The sequence below is a fragment of the Nocardia sp. CA-128927 genome (genome assembly GCF_050955855.1).
GTDB lineage: Bacteria > Actinomycetota > Actinomycetes > Mycobacteriales > Mycobacteriaceae > Nocardia.
In genome coordinates this window covers 1623567-1640324 of sequence record NZ_CP192087.1, presented here as the reverse complement: position 1 = coordinate 1640324, position 16758 = coordinate 1623567, and the positions used below count along the sequence as shown (strand labels likewise).

Here is a 16758-nt window from a genome sequence, read left to right as displayed (position 1 = left end):
ATCGGCGGTCCCCGCGCCAAGCCCTGCACGCGGCGCGGGGACACCACAAATCCCCTTCGCGCCCGGTCCGCACATGAGACCGTTTCCAGATGAAGCACCCTTCCGACAGTGATGTCCTAGGCGAATTCCTGGTCAGCGCAAGATCATTGGCCGAGTATCGCGCTATATTCTCCCTCACCGACGCCGATCTGCACGGCCGAATTCTCGACTGCCCCGGCGGCGCAGCGAGTTTCACGGCCGAGGCGAGTGCCCTCGGCGCCCGCGTCACCGCCACCGATCCGATCTACGCCCGCCCACCCGATGACCTGCGCCGTCTCGCACTCGCCGAGACCGATCGCGGAAGCGACTGGGCCACGGCGCATTCGGAAAGATACCGGTGGGACTGGTACGGCGGGCCGCGTCAGCACCGCGAAATGCGCCACGCCGCCGCCCGCCGATTCGGCGCCGACCTGGTCGCCAACCCCGAACGGTACGTCGCCGCCGAACTGCCGTCGCTCCCCTTTCCCGACGACAGCTTCGACCTGGCCCTCAGCTCCCACCTGCTGTTCACCTACGCCGACCGGTTGGACGCCGACTTCCACCTCGCCGCCCTGCTCGAGCTGGCCAGAGTCTGCGCGGGCGAGGTCCGCGCGTACCCCCTGGTCGACCACATCGGCAACCACCACGACGACCTGGTCGCCCATCTCCGAAAGGAACTCGAAGACAAAGGCATTCGAACCGGCCTCCGCGAGATCAGCTACGAATTCCACCACGGGGCTACTACCGTGCTCGTGCTACGCCCCTGATCACCAGCTGTGCGCCACCGCGCGGTAGGTGGTGTCGATGAGCGTGTGCAGCTGACGCTGGATCTCCTCGACCGGGCCCGGGGCCAGGGTGAACTCGTTGTCACCGTGGTTGTGCAGCAGGTAGCGGCCGTCGGCGGGGAGGTAATCCATCCAGTGGAAGCCGCGGCCGTCGGTGGTCGGCCGGCTGTCGATCGCGCCGCCGGCGAAGACGCCCACTTCGCCGAGCCCGGAGCGCGGGCGGCGGACGATGCGGTTGAGTTGCTCGGTGTGCGAAAGGCGCGTCGGATGCTGGGCGTATTCGACCCTGTTCAGATCCGAGCGGCGGCCGCTGATCGTCGGGTATTTACCGCCGACGCAATTCGGTAGTTGCGCGGCGATCTGCGCGGGCAACGCTTGTGGCGGGCACCGGGTCAGCAGAATATCGCGGCCGTATTCCTGTGTCGGGCCGGGCATTTGGACCGCCATTGTCGCGGCGCGGGCCGTCATGCCCGCGTGCACCCGCACCACCTGTTTGAAATCGCGTCCGAAGAAGCCGTGCACCTCGACGCGAACTTGGGGTTCCAGCAATACATTCAGGGCATTGAACAAGTCGGGGCTCGCGAAACTCGACAGCTGCTGCGCGGCGTTCGCGCGCAGCCGCTGATAGTCCTCGTAGGCCTCGACGCCTTCGATGGTGTAGCGCAACGGATACGGCAGACGGTCACGACCGAGCGCCTCCAGCGCCAGCTCGAACATCAAACCGTCCAGGCGCCAGCGGGATTCGTTCATCCGCCGATGACTCCGCCCGGCGGCAGCGCGGGCGGCTGCGTACCCAGCAACTCCGAACCATGGTCATAGATCAGGTAGTCCGGGGTCTTGTGCTCGTTGTCGTCGTCCCCCTTGCCGCGCCCGCCGCCCGCACCCATGCCGGGGGCGCCGGATGTGCCCGCTTTGCCTGCTGAGGAGGAGTTGCGGGCGGCGGTTGCTGCTGGAGCGACGGGGTTCGTCGCCTTGCCCGGGACGCTCTTCGCCGGGGACGGGGTGGAACTCGGAGTGCCGTTGTTGCGCGACGGGGTTCCGGGGAACGTCGTGGACGGAGTGTTCGACGGAGTCCGCGATTTGGTCGGATCGTCGGTGGTCGTGTTCGACGGGGTGGTCGAGGCCGGAGTGGTGCTCGTCGGGTTCTTGTCCGTCGAGTTGTTCTGATTCGTGCTCGACGGTTGGGTGGACTGCGGGGTGGTGCTGTCCTGGTTCTTCGAGTCGTCCTGGGACTTCTGGTCCGTGGAGTTGGGTGTGCCAGTGGGGTTGTTGCTGTTGGGGCTACCTGGTTGGTTCGGACCCGGATTGTTTACTGGGACACCCGGATTGTTCTTGTCCACCGTGCTGGTGGGCTCGGGCAGGATCGGGGTGATCTTGTCGACGTCAGCCGCGCCGGGACGGTAGTACTGCGTCATCACGTACCGCGCCTCACTCTCCGCCTCCTGCGCGCGGTGAGTGGGACCCTTGATGATGTTCTGGAATGGCAGCGCATCGATAAAGCTGTCGCCGGTCGTGTAGCTATCCGGTTTCCCGACACTGCCTTTCGCCTGCGCCAAGTGCCCTTGTATCAGGTCAACACCATGGCCGACCATCTGGAACGTGGCGGCCAGCTTCGAAAACGATGTCGAGAATTCGCGAGTCGCGTCGATGGCACTCTTACCGGATTTACCGTTCCAGTGCTGCGTAATGTCCTGCTCGACACCATTTTTGAACTCTTCGACTGCTTTTCGTGCATCGGCCGACAGGTTCCGCCAGCCATCGGCTTTGTCGTTGATCTCACTCTCTCTAACCCCCGAGAGAGCGTCGTAGATCGCCTGATGAGACATCGTTTCGAACGGATCCTGTGCCTTGATAGCCGGACCATCGAAGGTGCCACTGCCGTACTCGGACAGCAAGTTCGACCACTCGTTGTTGACGAACCCGCGGTCCTGATCCCACTTGGTCTTCTCGTCGTCGGCACGCTGCTGGTCGTTCCGCTTGTTCTTGTCGGCTTCACCCGGCGACCCGGTGACCGAATTGAACCAATCGCTGTAAGACACCATCACGAATCACCCATGCCTAGTCCGGCGAGCTTGTCGGCGGCGGACTGGTCGGATTCAGATATCTTGCCGATGGCGAGTTTGTAGGTTTCGCTCATCAGGCTGACGATGTCCATGCTCTGCTTGAGCCGCTTCACCGCCGAATCGTTGCCGTTGTTCGCCTTGAGAGCGAACTTCTGTCGCAAATCATCGGCGGATTTCAGGTTGCCGAAGCCGGTGAGATGCTCGAGTTCAAGAGCCTTGTTCAACGTCTCTTCGAGCTTGGTGTGCATCTGCTCGGCGTGAGTCGCCAACCGCTGGCCGATCTCCGCGTCCATGCGGAGATCGCCCCCTTCAGCCTGCGTTTTCAATGTCTGCCAGCGCGTGAGCATCCCCTGCATCTCGCTCTGATCGGTATCCGACATTGTCCCTCCTCCAACTGACTAGATCCCTGCACGTTGTCGCCGTTCCCACGGCGCGGCGCTGACCAATGCGGCCGTCGCCTGAGCCGGCTATTTCGGCAGGTAAGGCTCGAGCTCCTGAGCATGCCTAATGGCCAAATCGCATGGCGGCGACTGCGGCATCGAAGCCCGCGAACCGTATCGCCACCCAACGGTGACCTCGAACGTGCCCTTCGACCACGGCAAGTTCGCGTAGCAGCGGAGCTTGTCTTCGTCGGACTTGTCGTAGTAGATCAGCCCGGGGCGGGGGCCTATCTTCACGTCGCGGAGGCCGGTCAGCTTGTCGTTCTTGCGCGCATCATCCTGGCTATAGATAGTCGAGGAGACGCTGACGAGGTACGGACCTTCAGTCGAGTTCCACTGGCAAACCCGAGCGCTGACGGGACCGGTCGGCGCATCCGTGGTCACGCCTTTCGTTGCAGGATCCACCTTGGTGGCACGCAACGCCTCGTCGGACAGTTCCTTACACGGGTTGTACTGAACAGTGGTCTCGCCACTGGTCGGCTGCCCACTAGACCCCTCCGGCTTCGGAGTCCCATCCCCCGTCGACGTGCACCCCGCGACCAGCCCGGCCACCGCCATCCCGGCCAGCACCGTCCGCACTACGAGCTTCGGCGCGATGATCGCGGTTCGCATATCTCTCCTGACTTCGGCCCAGACACCCCGACACAGGATAAGACGCACAAGATCTCCCCCTGGTTCCATTCCAAACTAGAGCAATCCAACTGGATCGTTCCAGTCCGGTGGCGGATTTACTGCGTGCTCGACAACAAGCTCGCAACGATCACGCGGGACCGGCTCGCCGCAAAGGATCGTTCGCGTCGGAGATCCGCCCGCCAACAGGGCACGCGGATCCTCGACCGCCCGACCAGCTCAGCTGCGCACCGCCACCGCATCCACCTCGAACAACATCCCCGGCAACGCAAGCGCGGCAACACCATTCAACGTCTGCACCGGCGGACGCTCACCCCAGATCTCGCCGATCTTCTTCCCGATGACCGCAAGCTTGTCGAGATTGTGCTCAACAATGAACGTCCGCAACTGCGCGACATCGGCGAAGTCCAAACCCACTGAGCGCAAGGCGATTCCGAGGTTGGCGAAGGCGTTGTCGACCTGGGCGGCGAAATCGTCACTGGTCGTGTGCCCCTCCGCATCCGAGTCGTATTGCCCGGCGATGAGCACCAGCTCGCCGCTGACCCGCGCCACGTGGCTGTAGCCGAATCCCGTGGGGTCGTGCAGTTCCGCGGGATTGCTGATCTCGATACCCATCATCGTCTCCTTGTTTCTCGACTCTTCCGCACAACAAGGAGATGACGACGCAGCATCCCCGACTGTGACATGACGCGGCGCGGTGACCCTCATCGGTCACCGCGCCGCGGTCGAGTAGTGCGTCAGTAGGTCGTCAGAGCACCCATTTGAAGATGAGTGTGATCACCGCGGCGACCACGGCGAGCACGATCGCCGCCGCGCCGACCACGAATCCCTGGCGCTGCCACGGCCGCCCGTGGTCCAGCGAGTAGCGGCCCGCGCCGGTGAAGGCGAAGCCCGCGCCGACGACGGCGAACAGCAGCGGGGTCTCCCAGCCGCCCTGGCCGAAGAGGCCTGGACCCCACGTCGCGTTGATCGCGTTGATCATGGTGCCGAGCACGATGGCACCGGCGAGCGGCGTGAGCAGGCCGACCGCGAGGAGCACGCCGCCGGTGAGTTCGCTCAAACCGGCGAGGATGCCGAAGAACTTGCCGGGGTTGTAACCCATGCCGTCGAAGCCCGCGGTGGTGGCATCCCAGCCGTAGCCCCAGAACCAACCGAAGAGCTTCTGGGCGCCGTGCGCGGCGAGCAAAGCGCCGAATACGGCGCGGACCCAGTCCTATGATGATCTACGTTTCCGCACCCCGCCGGGTTCACTCGGCGAGGAAAAAGAAGTACCCGAGAAAGATCACCAGCAGGGCCCACATCGCCGGGTGCACGTCCTTGATCCGCCCCTTGGCGACCATGACGATCGGGTAGAACAGCATCCCCATGGCCAGACCGTTCGCGATCGAGTACGTCAGCGGCATCATCACGATGGTGATGAACGCGGGCACCGAATACTCGAGCCGATTCCAGTCGATCTCGCCGAGCGCCCGCGACATCAACACGCCGACCACGATCAACGCGGGCGCGGTCACCTCCCCGGAACCCGCGACCACGGCGAAGATCGGGTAGCAGAACATGGCGACCAGGAACCAGCCCGCGGTGGTGACGGCGGTCAACCCGGTGCGCCCGCCCGCGGACACGCCCGCGGTGGATTCGACGTAGGCGGTGGTGGTGGAGGTGCCGATGACGGCGCCCGCCATGGTGCCGACGGAATCCGCGGCCAGCGCGCTCGCCGCACGCGGCAGTTTGCCGTCCTTGTCGAGCAGCCCGGCCTGGTTGGCGACGCCGATCAGCGTGCCGGAGGCGTCGAAGAAGTCGACGAAGAGCATGGTGAGGATGACGACGGCCATCTGCCCGGTGAACGCGTCGGGCAGGTGGATGATCGCCTGACCGAAGGTGTGCTCCAGCCCCTTCGGCGCCGCGACGACACCGTTGGGCAGATCGACGAGCCCGCTGACGATGCCGGCACCCGCGGTGAGCACGATCCCGTAGAGCACGGCCCCGTGCCAGCCGATGACGAGGAACACCACGGTCACGACCAGCCCGAACAGCGCGAGCAGCGTGGTGCCCTTGGTGAAGTCGCCGAGCGTGACCAGGGTGGCGTCGCTGTTCACCACGATGCCCGCGTTCTTCAACCCCAGGAACGCCACGAACAACCCGATGCCCGCGCCGACCGCGAGCTTCATCTGCATCGGAATCGCGTTGAGGATGCGCTCGCGCACTTTGGTGATCGCGAGGACGAAGAAGATGATCCCGGACAGCAACGTGCCGGACAACGCGACCTGCCACGGGATGCCCATGCCGAGCACCACCGAGTAGGCGAAGAACGCGTTGAGCCCCATGCCGGGCGCGAGCGCGATCGGATACTTGGCCCACAGTCCCATGACGAGTGTGCCGAACACCGCGGCGACGGCGGTCGCGGTGAACACCGCCTGCATCGGAATGCCCTTGGCGCCCAACGCACCCTCGTCGCCGAGCACGGACGGGTTCACGGCGAGGACGTAGGACATGGCTAGGAACGTCACCGTGCCCGCCATCAGTTCGCGTTTCATGGTCGAACCAGTCGCGCTGATGCCGAAGAACGCGTCGATGCGACCTCGGGGCTCGGTCGGTACGGCGGTGGCCATGGGCGGTCTCCAGTCAGGGAGTGGTACGGGCGTGCCCAGGCACGTTAGCCGACGATTCACTGAATCGGAGAATTCGGCCGACCGACGGCCGCGCCGACCGTCCACGACCCGAAAGGCCTGGTGCGGCCGGTTCAGGCGTTGGGTGCGGCGACCAATCCGAGCTCCGCGTCCCCGGCGAGCAGCTCGTTGTGCGGCAGCACCCGCACCGTGTACCCGACCGCGCCGGACAGCGGGACCGGCGTGTCCACGGTGAAAAGCTCGACGCCGGAATCGGATCCGCCGTGCGTCATCGCGACGGTGGTGACGTCGGACAGGTCGTCGGCGGTCGACACCCGGCCGAGCACCGCCTGCACGATGACATCGGAAACCTGCAGTCCGCCCAGGTCGATGCGTGCGGTCAGGGACAACCGGGCCCCGATGATCGGCGTGTCCGGCAGGCCCGCGCTGTCCACCTGGATCACCTTCACCGACGGCCAGGCCGATTCGACGCGGCGCCGGTAGTCGGCGATGCTGCGGGCGACAGCGAACTCGTCGGCGGTCGCCCGCTGGTAGGCGTTCGCGGCGGGCGCGTAGTACTCGACGGCATAGTCGCGGACCATGCGGGAGGCGAGCACCTTCGGGCCGAGGGTCTGCAAGGTGTGGCGGACCATCTCGACCCAGCGCACCGGCATTCCGGCGGCGTCGCGGTCGTAGAAGCGGGGCGCGACCGTGCGCTCGAACAGATCGTAGAGCGCCGCGGCCTCGAGATCGTCGCGGCGGTGTTCGTCGCGGACGCCGTCGGCGGTCGGGATCGCCCAGCCGTTCTCGCCGTCGAACATCTCGTCCCACCAGCCGTCCCGGATGGACAGGTTGAGGCCGCCGTTGAGCGCGGACTTCATGCCGGAGGTGCCGCACGCCTCGAGCGGGCGCAGCGGATTGTTCAGCCAGACGTCGCAGCCCCAGTACAGGTAGCGGGCCATCGACATGTCGTAGTCGGGCAGGAAGACGATGCGGTGGCGCACCTCCGGATCGTCGGCGAAGCGGACGACCTGCTGGATGAGGGCCTTGCCACCGTCGTCGGCGGGATGGCTCTTGCCCGCGACCACCAGTTGCATCGGCCGGTCGGGGTCGAGCAGCCTGGCGCGCAACCGTTCCGGGTCGCGCAGCATGAGGGTGAGGCGCTTGTAGGTCGGGACGCGCCGGGCGAAGCCGACGGTGAGCACGTCCGGGTCGAAAACGCTGTCCACCCAGCCCAATTCGGCTTCGGCCGCGCCACGGTCGAGCCAGGACGCGCGCACCCGGCGGCGCACCTCGGCAACCAGGATGGCGCGCAACGCATTCCGCGTGGACCACAGTTCACCGAGGTCGACGTCGCGCAGCCGTTCCCAGCCGCGCGCCTCCTCGACGAGTTCCGCACCGATGTGCTTGCGCGCCTTGTCGAACCACTCGCGGGCGGCCCAGGTCGGCGCGTGCACGCCGTTGGTGACCGAACCGATCGGCACCTCGGCCGCGTCGAATCCCGGCCACAACGCGGCGAACATCTCCCGGCTGACCTCGCCGTGCAGTTTCGATACGCCGTTGGCGCGCTGGGCGAGTCGCAGGCCCATGTGCGCCATGTTGAAGACGGATGGATCCGCCTCGCGGCCCAGCCCGGCGATCCGATCGACGGAAAGCCCAGGGAGCATGGCGGATTCGGATTCGCCGTGCGCGCCACCGAAGTAGCGGCGCACCATCGGCATCGGGAACCGGTCGATGCCAGCGGGGACCGGGGTGTGCGTGGTGAACACCGTGCCCGCCCGCACCGCCGCCAGCGCCGTATCGAAATCCTGTCCGTTGGAGACGAATTCGCGAATGCGCTCGACACCGAGGAACCCGGCGTGGCCTTCGTTCATGTGGAACACATCGGGATCGGGTAGCCCAGTCGCGTTGGTGTACGCACGAACCGCGCGCACCCCACCGATACCGGCCAGGATCTCCTGCCGGATCCGATGCTCCTGATCACCGCCGTAGAGCCGGTCGGTGACCGCGCGCAGCTCCGGATCGTTCTCTGCGATATCGGAATCCAGCAGCAGCAGCGGCACCCGCCCGACCTGCGCGATCCACACCCGAGCCCGTAGCACCCGCTGATCCGGCATCGCCACGTGAATGAGCACCGGCGCCGTCTCCGACTCCGGTTCACCGTTGTCCGAGGTGAGCAGTCGCAGCGGCAGGCCCTGCGGATCCAGGTCCGGGTAATGCTCGGTCTGCCAGCCATCCGCCGACAGCGTCTGCCTGAAATAGCCGGAGCGATACAGCAATCCGACACCGATCAGTGGCAGCCCCAGATCGGAAGCAGCCTTCAGATGGTCACCCGCCAGAATCCCGAGCCCGCCCGAGTAGTTCGGCAGCACCTCGGTAACCCCGAACTCCATGGAGAAGTAGGCGATCCCACGAACGCCCTCCTCCCCCGCGCGCCGCTCGAACCAACTCGGCGCCGCCAGGTAGTCCCGCAGATCCGCCGCCGCAGCATCCACCCGCCGCACGTACTCCGGGTCCGCCGCCAGCTCGTCCACCCGCGAGGCAGGCACCTCCCCGAGCATCCGCACCGGGTCGTGCCCCATCTCCAGCCACCGCTGCGGATCCATCTCGGCAAACAAATCCTGGGTAGCCGGATGCCACGACCACCGCAGATTCGTAGCGAGCTCGCCGAGCGCGGCCAGCCGCTCAGGCAGATGGGCACGGACGGTGAATCGACGCAATGCCTTCACCCGCCGAACCCTACCGAACGTCGCGCATTCCGGCCGCCCCGGAGCTGTGGCTCACAACGACCGACTATGCGTTTGACGTTTGTTAAACTGAAGTCATGAGCACGATCGCTTTTCGAGCCACCGACGCTGACCGGGAACTAGTCCAACAACTCGCCGAGCCAGGCGAGTCGGCCTCTGACGTCCTACGCAGGGCGCTGCGAGTGCTCCAGCGCGAGCGTTGGCACGATGAGATGCAGGCCGCCGCCGATCGGATCGTCGCCAGTGGGGAAAACCTCGCCGATGAACCGGACGCCTGGTGATCCGGGGCCTGATTCACCGGGTCGATCTGGGGGATGCCAAGCGCGGGCACGAACAGCGCGGTCGCCGCTACGGTGTCATCCTGTCTCGCACCGACTGGAACATCGTCACCATCGTCCCGACCTCCACTGGCGCCACACCCGCACCGTCCAGAGTAGATATCGAGATCGACGGCGTACCAACACGATTGATGGTCGACCAGATCAGATCCATCGACGTCGGCTACCTCAAAGGCGACCCCGTCGGTTACCTATCGCGCGAAGAGATGACCCAGCTCGATGCGGCCATTACCCGATACCTTGGACTCGACTGACCGGTGGCTCGCAGAACACACGGCCGATCAGAGGTCAGCGGTCCAGATGCCCTGCGGGTGCTCGTCCGGCTTCAGCCATAGTTGGGGCTGTACGTCTCGGACTCCCTCGTAGACCTGCTCTTCCCAGTGGAAGTGATGGTCCGCGTCCGGCCAGGCCACTTGGAGGACGGGGAACGGGGGCTTTCGGTAGAAGCCGATGGCTCGGCCGAAGTAGGCGCGATACCAGTTCGGGTCGATGGATCGGAGGGCGACCGGGCGGCCCTCGATGACATCGTCGTCCCGCTGACCGTCAGCCAGCACCGCACCGGCGGCCGCCTTGGCTCCCAGTGTGTTGAGCATGCTGTGCATCACGTGCACGTCGAGGCCGAACATGGCGAGTTCGGGCGCGCGATAGGTGTGCGTCAGGCCGATCGTGTAGGCGAATTCCATCTCGTCATCGATGACCATGACAACGTGCCAGCCGTGCCGTTGCACATTGTCGATGATCTTCAGATCCGGCCCGTCCGCTTCGTCGCGGTCCCCATAGTCGTGACATAACACGCAACGGCATTCGAAAGACTCGTCTAGCACGGAGCCGACTCTACGACGCGTGCCAAGACCCCTGCTGCCCCAGCGAATGAGGGCACAATCCAGTGGCTGGGAAGGCGACCGTCGTGCCAGCATCGACGGATGCCGCACTGGGTCGCCGTTCTCCCCCAATTCCTGCTGGCCTCCTTGATCCTGACCGCACTCCCCGGACCAGCGACCGCCCTGTTCCTGCAGCGTTCGGTCCGCGACGGACGCAGTGCGGGGCTGGCCGCGGTCGCCGGCGGCGAGATCGGCATGCTCGCATGGAATATCGCCGGTGGCGCGGGACTGTCCGTCCTGCTCGCTGCCAACCATGTTTTGAATGCCGCGATGCATATCGTCGGCGCGCTGGTGCTGATCTGGCTCGGCGTGCAGGCGTGGCGCGGCGCGCGCAATGACGACGAGTTCGGCAGCACCATGACCAAGATGCTGCCGTCGGGCCGGACCCCCGGCGCGGCCTTCCGTGCGTCGCTGGTGTCGATCGCCGCGAACCCCAAGGCAGCGGTGTTCGGGTTGACGATCCTGCCACAGTTCCTGCCGTCCAGCGGACCCGTACTGCCCACGGTGATCGCGCTCATATTGATCCAGCTCGTCATCGACACCGCATGGTGCGGCGGCATCGTGCTGGCCGCGGACCGGGCGGGCGGCTGGCTGCGGCGCACCGGCATCCGCCAGCGGATGGAGCGGGCACTCGGCGCGATCCTGATCGCGCTCGGCCTCGGGCTGGCCGCCGACGCGCGTTGATCAGCCGACCGCGCTGAACACACGAATGGCGGCCTGACGGTAGGTTGAATCCGTGACCGGCCGCATCGCAATCGATGACACTGCCCCGTCCATCGCAGGCGGTCGGCCTGCCAAGGCCGTCGTCGGGGAGGTCTTCCCGGTGCGCACCGTGGTGTGGAGGGAGGGACACGACGCCGTCGCGGCGACGCTGACCGTGCGTGGGCCGAACTCCGCGCGCCCGATCCGGATCCGGATGACACCCGATCTCGAACCGGACGTGTTCAACGCCATCTTCACCCCGAACCTGCCCGGCGCCTGGACCTACCGCATCGAGGGCTGGAGCGATCCGATCGCGACCTGGCGCTCGGCGGTGGAGGCGAAGCTGGCGGTCGGGCAGAACGCCGCCGACCTGGCCAACGACCTCGAGATCGGCGCCCGCCTGCTCGACCGGGCCGCGCAGGCGGTACCGAAGAAGCAGTTCGAACGGCTGCGCGCGGCGGCCGCTGCCTTGCGCAGTGACGAGCAGTTGCCCGCACGGGTGGCGCCGGCGTTCGCCGAGGAGATCGCCGAGATACTGCGCGCAACACCGTTGCGCGACATGGTGACTCGCGGCCCGCAGCACACCGTGCACGTGGAACGGCAACGGGCGCTGTACGGCTCCTGGTACGAGTTCTTCCCCCGCTCCACCGGCGGCCGGGACAAGGCGGGCAAGCCGATTCACGGCACCTTCGCCACCGCCGCGAAGGAATTGCCGCGCATCGCCGCCATGGGCTTCGACGTGATCTACCTGCCGCCGATCCATCCGGTCGGCGAGGTGAATCGCAAGGGCCGCAACAACACCCTGGTCGCAGAGCCCGGCGAGGTCGGGTCGCCGTGGGCGATCGGATCGAAGGACGGCGGACACGACGCCGTGCACCCGCTGCTCGGCACCGCCGACGACTTCGTCGAATTCGTCGACACCGCAGCACAACTCGGCCTCGAGGTGGCCCTCGACCTGGCGCTGCAGTGCGCGCCCGACCATCCGTGGGTCGCCGCGCATCCGGAGTGGTTCACCACCCTGCCCGACGGCACCATCGCCTTCGCCGAGAACCCGCCGAAGAAGTACCAGGACATCTACCCCGTCAACTTCGACAACGATCCCGACGGCCTGTACGCCGAGGTGCTGCGGGTGGTCCGGCACTGGATCGCGTTGGGCGTCAAGATCTTCCGCGTCGACAACCCGCACACCAAGCCCGCCGACTTCTGGGAGTGGCTGATCGAGACGGTGCGCCGCACCGATCCGGACGTGATCTTCCTGTCCGAGGCGTTCACCCGACCGGCCCGGCTGTACGGTCTCGCGCGCCGCGGCTTCAGCCAGTCCTACACGTACTTCACCTGGCGCGTGGCGAAGTGGGAGCTGACCCAATTCGGCGAAGAGCTGGCGGCCAAGGCGGACGACGCCAGACCCAACCTGTTCGTCAATACGCCCGACATCCTGCACGAAAGCCTGCAGCACGGCGGACCGGGCATGTTCGCCATCCGCGCGGTGCTCGCCGCGACCCTCGCGCCCACCTGGGGCATGTACTCCGGCTTCGAGCTGTTCGAGCACCAGGCGGTGCGGCCGGGCAGCGAGGAATACCTGGATTCGGAGAAGTATGAGCTGCGCCCGCGCCCATTCGCCGAGGCGCTGGCGCGCGGAGAATCGTTGGAGCCGTGGATCACTCGGCTCAACGAGATCCGTCGCGCGCATCCCGCGCTGCAACAGTTGCGCTGCATCCACTTCCACCACGTCGACAACGATTCGCTGATCGCCTACTCGAAGGTCGATCCGACCAGCGGCGACGCGGTGCTCGTGGTGGTGAACCTGAACCCGTTCGCCGCCGAGTGGGGCATGGTCTCGCTCGACCTGCCCGCCATCGGCCGCGAATGGCACGACCACCCGGTGGTGTTCGACGAGGTGAGTGGCGAGGAATACCACTGGGCCCAAACGAATTACGTGCGCCTGGACCCGGCAACGTCGGTCGCGCACATCCTCAGTCTGCCCCCGGTCGCGCAGCAAGCGCGTACCGAACTCGCCTATCGGAGCACACTGTGAGACGCCGGGACCTGATGCTGTTGGCCGCGGGCACCCACGGCGACCCGCACACCGTGCTCGGCGCGCACCCACATCCGGACGGCACCGAGATCAGTGTGCTGCGCCCGCACGCGGACTCGGTGACCGCCCGCGTCGGCACCGTCGACCATCCACTGAAGTCGTTGGGGCACGGCATCTTCGCCGCGGTAGTCCCCTACCCAGACCTGATGGACTACCGCATCCTCACCACCTATCCAGGAGGCCAGACCATTCTCTCCGCCGACGGCTACCGATTCCTGCCGACGGTCGGCGAACTGGACCTGCACCTGATCGGCGAGGGCCACCACGAGCGCCTGTGGGATGTGCTCGGCGCGCACCCGCGCCGCTACACCACCCTCGACGGCGACGTCGACGGCACCTCGTTCGCCGTCTGGGCGCCGAATGCCCGCGGCGTCACCGTGATCGGCGATTTCGACGGCTGGAGCGGGACCACCGCACCGATGCGCGCACTCGGATCATCCGGCGTGTGGGAGGTTTTCGTGCCCGGCGTCGGTCCGGGCACCAAATACAAGTTCCGGGTACACGGCGCCGACGGCCGCACGATCGACCATGCCGACCCGATGGCGTTCGCGACCGAGCTGCCGCCCGCCACCGCCTCGGTGGTCACCGAGAGCCACTACGTCTGGGACGACCAGGCCTGGCTCGACACTCGGGCGAAGACCGACCCCACCCAGGCGCCGATGAGCGTCTACGAGGTGCACCTCGGTTCCTGGCGCCCCGGCCTCGGCTATCGCGAATTGGCCGACCAGCTCGCCGATTACGTGCTAGCCACCGGATACACCCACATCGAACTGCTACCCATCGCCGAGCACCCCTTCGGCGGCTCCTGGGGCTATCAGGTCACCTCGTACTACGCGCCCACCGCACGCTTCGGCTCCCCGGACGACTTCCGCGCCTTCGTCGATCGACTGCACAAGGCAGGCATCGGCGTGCTGCTCGACTGGGTCCCCGCGCACTTCCCGCGCGACGAATGGGCACTGGCCCGCTTCGACGGCACCCCGCTCTACGAGCACGCCGACCCGCGCCGCGGCGAGCAACTCGACTGGGGCACCTACGTTTTCGACTTCGGCCGGCACGAGGTGCGCAACTTCCTGGTGGCCAACGCGCGCTACTGGATCGAGGAGTTCCACATCGACGGTCTGCGCGTCGATGCCGTCGCCTCCATGCTGTACCTGGATTACTCACGGCCGGACGGAGGTTGGGAGCCGAACGTGCACGGCGGCCGGGAAAACCTGGAGGCCGTGGACTTCCTGCAGGACCTCAACAACACCGTGCACCGCTACCACCCCGGCGTGGTTACCATCGCCGAGGAATCCACCAGCTGGCCCGGCGTCACCCGCGGCACCGATGTCGGCGGCCTCGGCTTCACCATGAAATGGAACATGGGCTGGATGCACGACACCCTCGGCTTCCTGCAGCGCGACCCGATCCACCGCTCCTGGCACCACAACGAGATCACCTTCTCGGCCATGTACGCGTGGAGCGAGAACTTCGTGCTGCCGATCAGCCACGACGAGGTGGTGCACGGCAAGGGCACGCTCTGGACCAGGATGCCCGGCGACGATTTCGCCAAAGCCGGTGGCGTGCGCGCACTTCTGGCCTACATGTGGGGCCATCCCGGCAAGCAGTTGCTGTTCATGGGCCAGGACTTCGGCCAGTTCCGCGAGTGGTCACACGACCGCGGGCTGGACTGGCAGGAGCTGGACAACCCACTGCACCAAGGGATTACGACCGCGGTGCGCGATCTCAACGCGGTCTACCGCGCCCATCCCGCGCTGTGGAGCCAGGACACCACCCCGGGCGGCTACTCGTGGATCGAGGCGAACGACCAGGCGAACAATGTGCTGGCGTTCCTGCGGTACGGCTCGGACGGGTCCGTCGTCGCGTGCGTGTACAACTTCTCCGGCGCGGTGCACGGTGAGTACCGGGTCGGCCTGCCCTTCGCCGGGCAGTGGACCGAGATCCTGAACACCGACGCCGCCGAATACGGCGGCTCCGGCATCGGAAACCTGGGCGCTGTCAAGGCCACTGACGAAGGTTGGCACGGCCGTCCGGCCTCGGCCACCATCGCGTTGGCCCCCAACAGCGCCGTCTGGCTGGCCCCGAACAGCTGAGCCGGCCCGACCGGCTCAGTACAGCGCGGCGGCCAGCTTGCGCCGGGCGGCGACCACGAACGGTTCTGCCTTGTCGAACAACTCGAAGAGTTCGAGCAGCCGGGTACGCGCCTTCGTGCGCTCGTCGCCCGTCGAGCGCTTGACCGCCCCGATGAGGCGGTCGAACGCGGCCTCGGGCTGCTGATTGAGCAACTCCACGTCGGCGGCGTCGAGGGCGGCGTCCACGTTGTCGGGATCGGCGTCGGCGGTCGCGATGGCCGACTCCGGGATCACCTGCGCGCGACCGAGGAAACGCAGCTGGCGCAGCGCGCCCTTGGCCTCCTCGTTGCCCGGCTCCGCGGCGATGATCGCCTCGTAGGCGGCCTCGGCACCGGCCATGTCGCCCTGCTCCAGCGCCGTCTCCGCGGCAACGAAGCGGGGGTCCTCCTGCGGCTCCTCCGGCTCCTCGCCGCCGGGCAGCTTGCCGGCCACCGCGTCGAGCACCGCGCTCAGCCACTGGCGAACCTGCGCCTCCGGCTGGGCGCCCTGGAAGTCGGCGAGCGGCTGGCCGCCCGCGACCGCGATGACGGTCGGGATGCCCTGCACACCGAACGCCTGCGCGATCCGCATGTTGGTCTCGGCCTCGACGGTCGCCAGATCCCAGGCGCCCCCGCTCTCGCCGACCAAACGCTCGAGCGTGCGAACCAGCTCGACGCTGCCCGGGCTGCGCTGCGAGTACAACGCGACGATCACCGGCACCTGCACCGAACGGCGTAGCACCTTGGTCTCGAAGTTCGCCTCGTTCACCGCGAAATCACCGGCACCGTCGGCACCGGGTGCGCCGGCGGGCGGTTGCTTCAGACCGGAGAGATCAACTGCCCCGGACATGGCGGCGACAGCGGCTGGCGAAGGGCGGCGTGCGGCAGGTCGAGTCACGGTTTCCAGTTTGTCACGACGTCGCGGCGGCCGGGGCTCCGGAGTCGGCAGAAACCGCGTTGCTCAGCTCGCCGAGCTTGCCCGAACGGACCGCCCAGATCTCGAACACGACGGTGAAGAACGGCGGGATGCTCGACAGCAGCGCGAGGATCGTGGTGAGCGCGTTCCAGCCGAGTTCGCGAGCGGCCATGATCACGGTGATCAGGAACAGCACGAAGATGATGCCGTGTGTCATCCCGAACACCTTGACCGGCCACAGCACCGGCTCGGGGAGACGCTTGAACACCATGCCGACGATCAGGAAAACCCAGGAGATCGCCTCGAGCACCGCGAGAAAACGAAACCGCTTCGCGGCGGTGCTCAGGTCGAAGACATTGCCCATGCGCACCATTGTGCCGGATGCACTACGACGCGTCGTAGTGGGTCGAGTCACATCGAGCGTGCC

General features: G+C 66.7%; 16 protein-coding genes and 1 pseudogene. 6 read left to right on the top strand and 11 right to left on the bottom strand.

Features of this window, described 5'->3' with window-relative positions; genetic code table 11:
* Nucleotides 1-89: 89 nt before the first annotated feature.
* The gene (locus tag ACQPW1_RS07640; RefSeq protein WP_433662020.1) at nt 90-785 is read left to right on the top strand and encodes a class I SAM-dependent methyltransferase; all 696 of its coding nucleotides are present in this window, start codon (nt 90-92) and stop codon (nt 783-785) included.
* Here ACQPW1_RS07640 and ACQPW1_RS07635 read toward each other — a convergent pair whose 3' ends face one another.
* The 8 genes and pseudogenes from ACQPW1_RS07635 to glgP form a co-directional block, all read right to left on the bottom strand.
* Nucleotides 786-1553 (bottom strand): ESX secretion-associated protein EspG, encoded by a 768-nt coding sequence (locus ACQPW1_RS07635; RefSeq protein ID WP_433662019.1) that lies wholly within the window; start codon nt 1551-1553, stop codon nt 786-788.
* On the bottom strand, nt 1550-2845 hold the full coding sequence (locus ACQPW1_RS07630) for a hypothetical protein (RefSeq protein ID WP_433662018.1): 1296 nt from the start codon (nt 2843-2845) through the stop codon (nt 1550-1552). The genes ACQPW1_RS07635 and ACQPW1_RS07630 overlap by 4 nt, the downstream gene beginning before the upstream one ends.
* A complete protein-coding gene (locus tag ACQPW1_RS07625; protein ID WP_433662017.1) occupies nt 2845-3246 on the bottom strand; it encodes a hypothetical protein in 402 nt (133 codons plus the stop codon). The genes ACQPW1_RS07630 and ACQPW1_RS07625 overlap by 1 nt, the downstream gene beginning before the upstream one ends.
* Nucleotides 3247-3333: 87 nt before the next feature.
* A complete protein-coding gene (locus ACQPW1_RS07620; protein WP_433662016.1) occupies nt 3334-3918 on the bottom strand; it encodes a DUF3558 domain-containing protein in 585 nt (194 codons plus the stop codon).
* A 237-nt stretch (nt 3919-4155) separates the two neighbouring features.
* Nucleotides 4156-4551: a RidA family protein gene (locus ACQPW1_RS07615; protein ID WP_433662015.1), complete on the bottom strand. Its 396-nt coding sequence runs from the start codon at nt 4549-4551 to the stop codon at nt 4156-4158.
* Nucleotides 4552-4684: 133 nt separating this feature from the next.
* Nucleotides 4685-5131: pseudogene (locus tag ACQPW1_RS07610) on the bottom strand (DoxX family protein); the annotation flags it as partial.
* Nucleotides 5132-5183: 52 nt separating this feature from the next.
* The gene (locus ACQPW1_RS07605; protein ID WP_433662014.1) at nt 5184-6545 is read right to left on the bottom strand and encodes an NCS2 family permease; all 1362 of its coding nucleotides are present in this window, start codon (nt 6543-6545) and stop codon (nt 5184-5186) included.
* Between the two features lie 131 nt (nt 6546-6676).
* On the bottom strand, nt 6677-9271 hold the full coding sequence (gene glgP / locus ACQPW1_RS07600) for an alpha-glucan family phosphorylase (protein WP_433662013.1): 2595 nt from the start codon (nt 9269-9271) through the stop codon (nt 6677-6679).
* Between the two features lie 95 nt (nt 9272-9366).
* Between glgP and ACQPW1_RS07595 the strand changes: the two genes are divergently transcribed.
* Together ACQPW1_RS07595 and ACQPW1_RS07590 are read left to right on the top strand one after the other, a co-directional pair.
* On the top strand, nt 9367-9570 hold the full coding sequence (locus ACQPW1_RS07595; protein WP_433662012.1) for a hypothetical protein: 204 nt from the start codon (nt 9367-9369) through the stop codon (nt 9568-9570).
* Nucleotides 9567-9881 (top strand): type II toxin-antitoxin system PemK/MazF family toxin, encoded by a 315-nt coding sequence (locus ACQPW1_RS07590; RefSeq protein WP_433662011.1) that lies wholly within the window; start codon nt 9567-9569, stop codon nt 9879-9881. Before ACQPW1_RS07595 ends, ACQPW1_RS07590 begins: the two co-directional genes overlap by 4 nt.
* 27 nt (nt 9882-9908) lie before the next feature.
* On the opposite strand, the gene ACQPW1_RS07585 is transcribed toward ACQPW1_RS07590, so the two are convergent.
* Entirely contained in the window at nt 9909-10451 is a 543-nt protein-coding gene (locus ACQPW1_RS07585; protein WP_433662010.1) for a DUF4262 domain-containing protein, read from the bottom strand.
* 99 nt (nt 10452-10550) lie between these two features.
* Between ACQPW1_RS07585 and ACQPW1_RS07580 the strand changes: the two genes are divergently transcribed.
* The 3 genes from ACQPW1_RS07580 to glgB are packed head-to-tail and all read left to right on the top strand — an operon-like array spanning nt 10551 to nt 15398.
* Entirely contained in the window at nt 10551-11192 is a 642-nt protein-coding gene (locus ACQPW1_RS07580) for a LysE family translocator (RefSeq protein ID WP_433662009.1), read from the top strand.
* A gap of 52 nt (nt 11193-11244) precedes the next feature.
* A complete protein-coding gene (locus ACQPW1_RS07575) occupies nt 11245-13245 on the top strand; it encodes a maltotransferase domain-containing protein (protein WP_433662008.1) in 2001 nt (666 codons plus the stop codon).
* 14 nt (nt 13246-13259) lie between these two features.
* Nucleotides 13260-15398: a 1,4-alpha-glucan branching protein GlgB gene (gene glgB, locus ACQPW1_RS07570; RefSeq protein WP_433665179.1), complete on the top strand. Its 2139-nt coding sequence runs from the start codon at nt 13260-13262 to the stop codon at nt 15396-15398.
* A gap of 15 nt (nt 15399-15413) precedes the next feature.
* Here glgB and ACQPW1_RS07565 read toward each other — a convergent pair whose 3' ends face one another.
* Together ACQPW1_RS07565 and ACQPW1_RS07560 are read right to left on the bottom strand one after the other, a co-directional pair.
* Nucleotides 15414-16265 carry a tetratricopeptide repeat protein gene (locus tag ACQPW1_RS07565; protein ID WP_433662007.1) on the bottom strand — a complete coding sequence of 284 codons (852 nt, stop codon included), beginning with the start codon at nt 16263-16265 and terminating at the stop codon, nt 15414-15416.
* Between the two features lie 61 nt (nt 16266-16326).
* Complete coding sequence (locus ACQPW1_RS07560; protein ID WP_433665178.1) at nt 16327-16704, bottom strand: DUF3817 domain-containing protein; 378 nt, start codon at nt 16702-16704, stop codon at nt 16327-16329.
* Nucleotides 16705-16758: the final 54 nt, after the last annotated feature.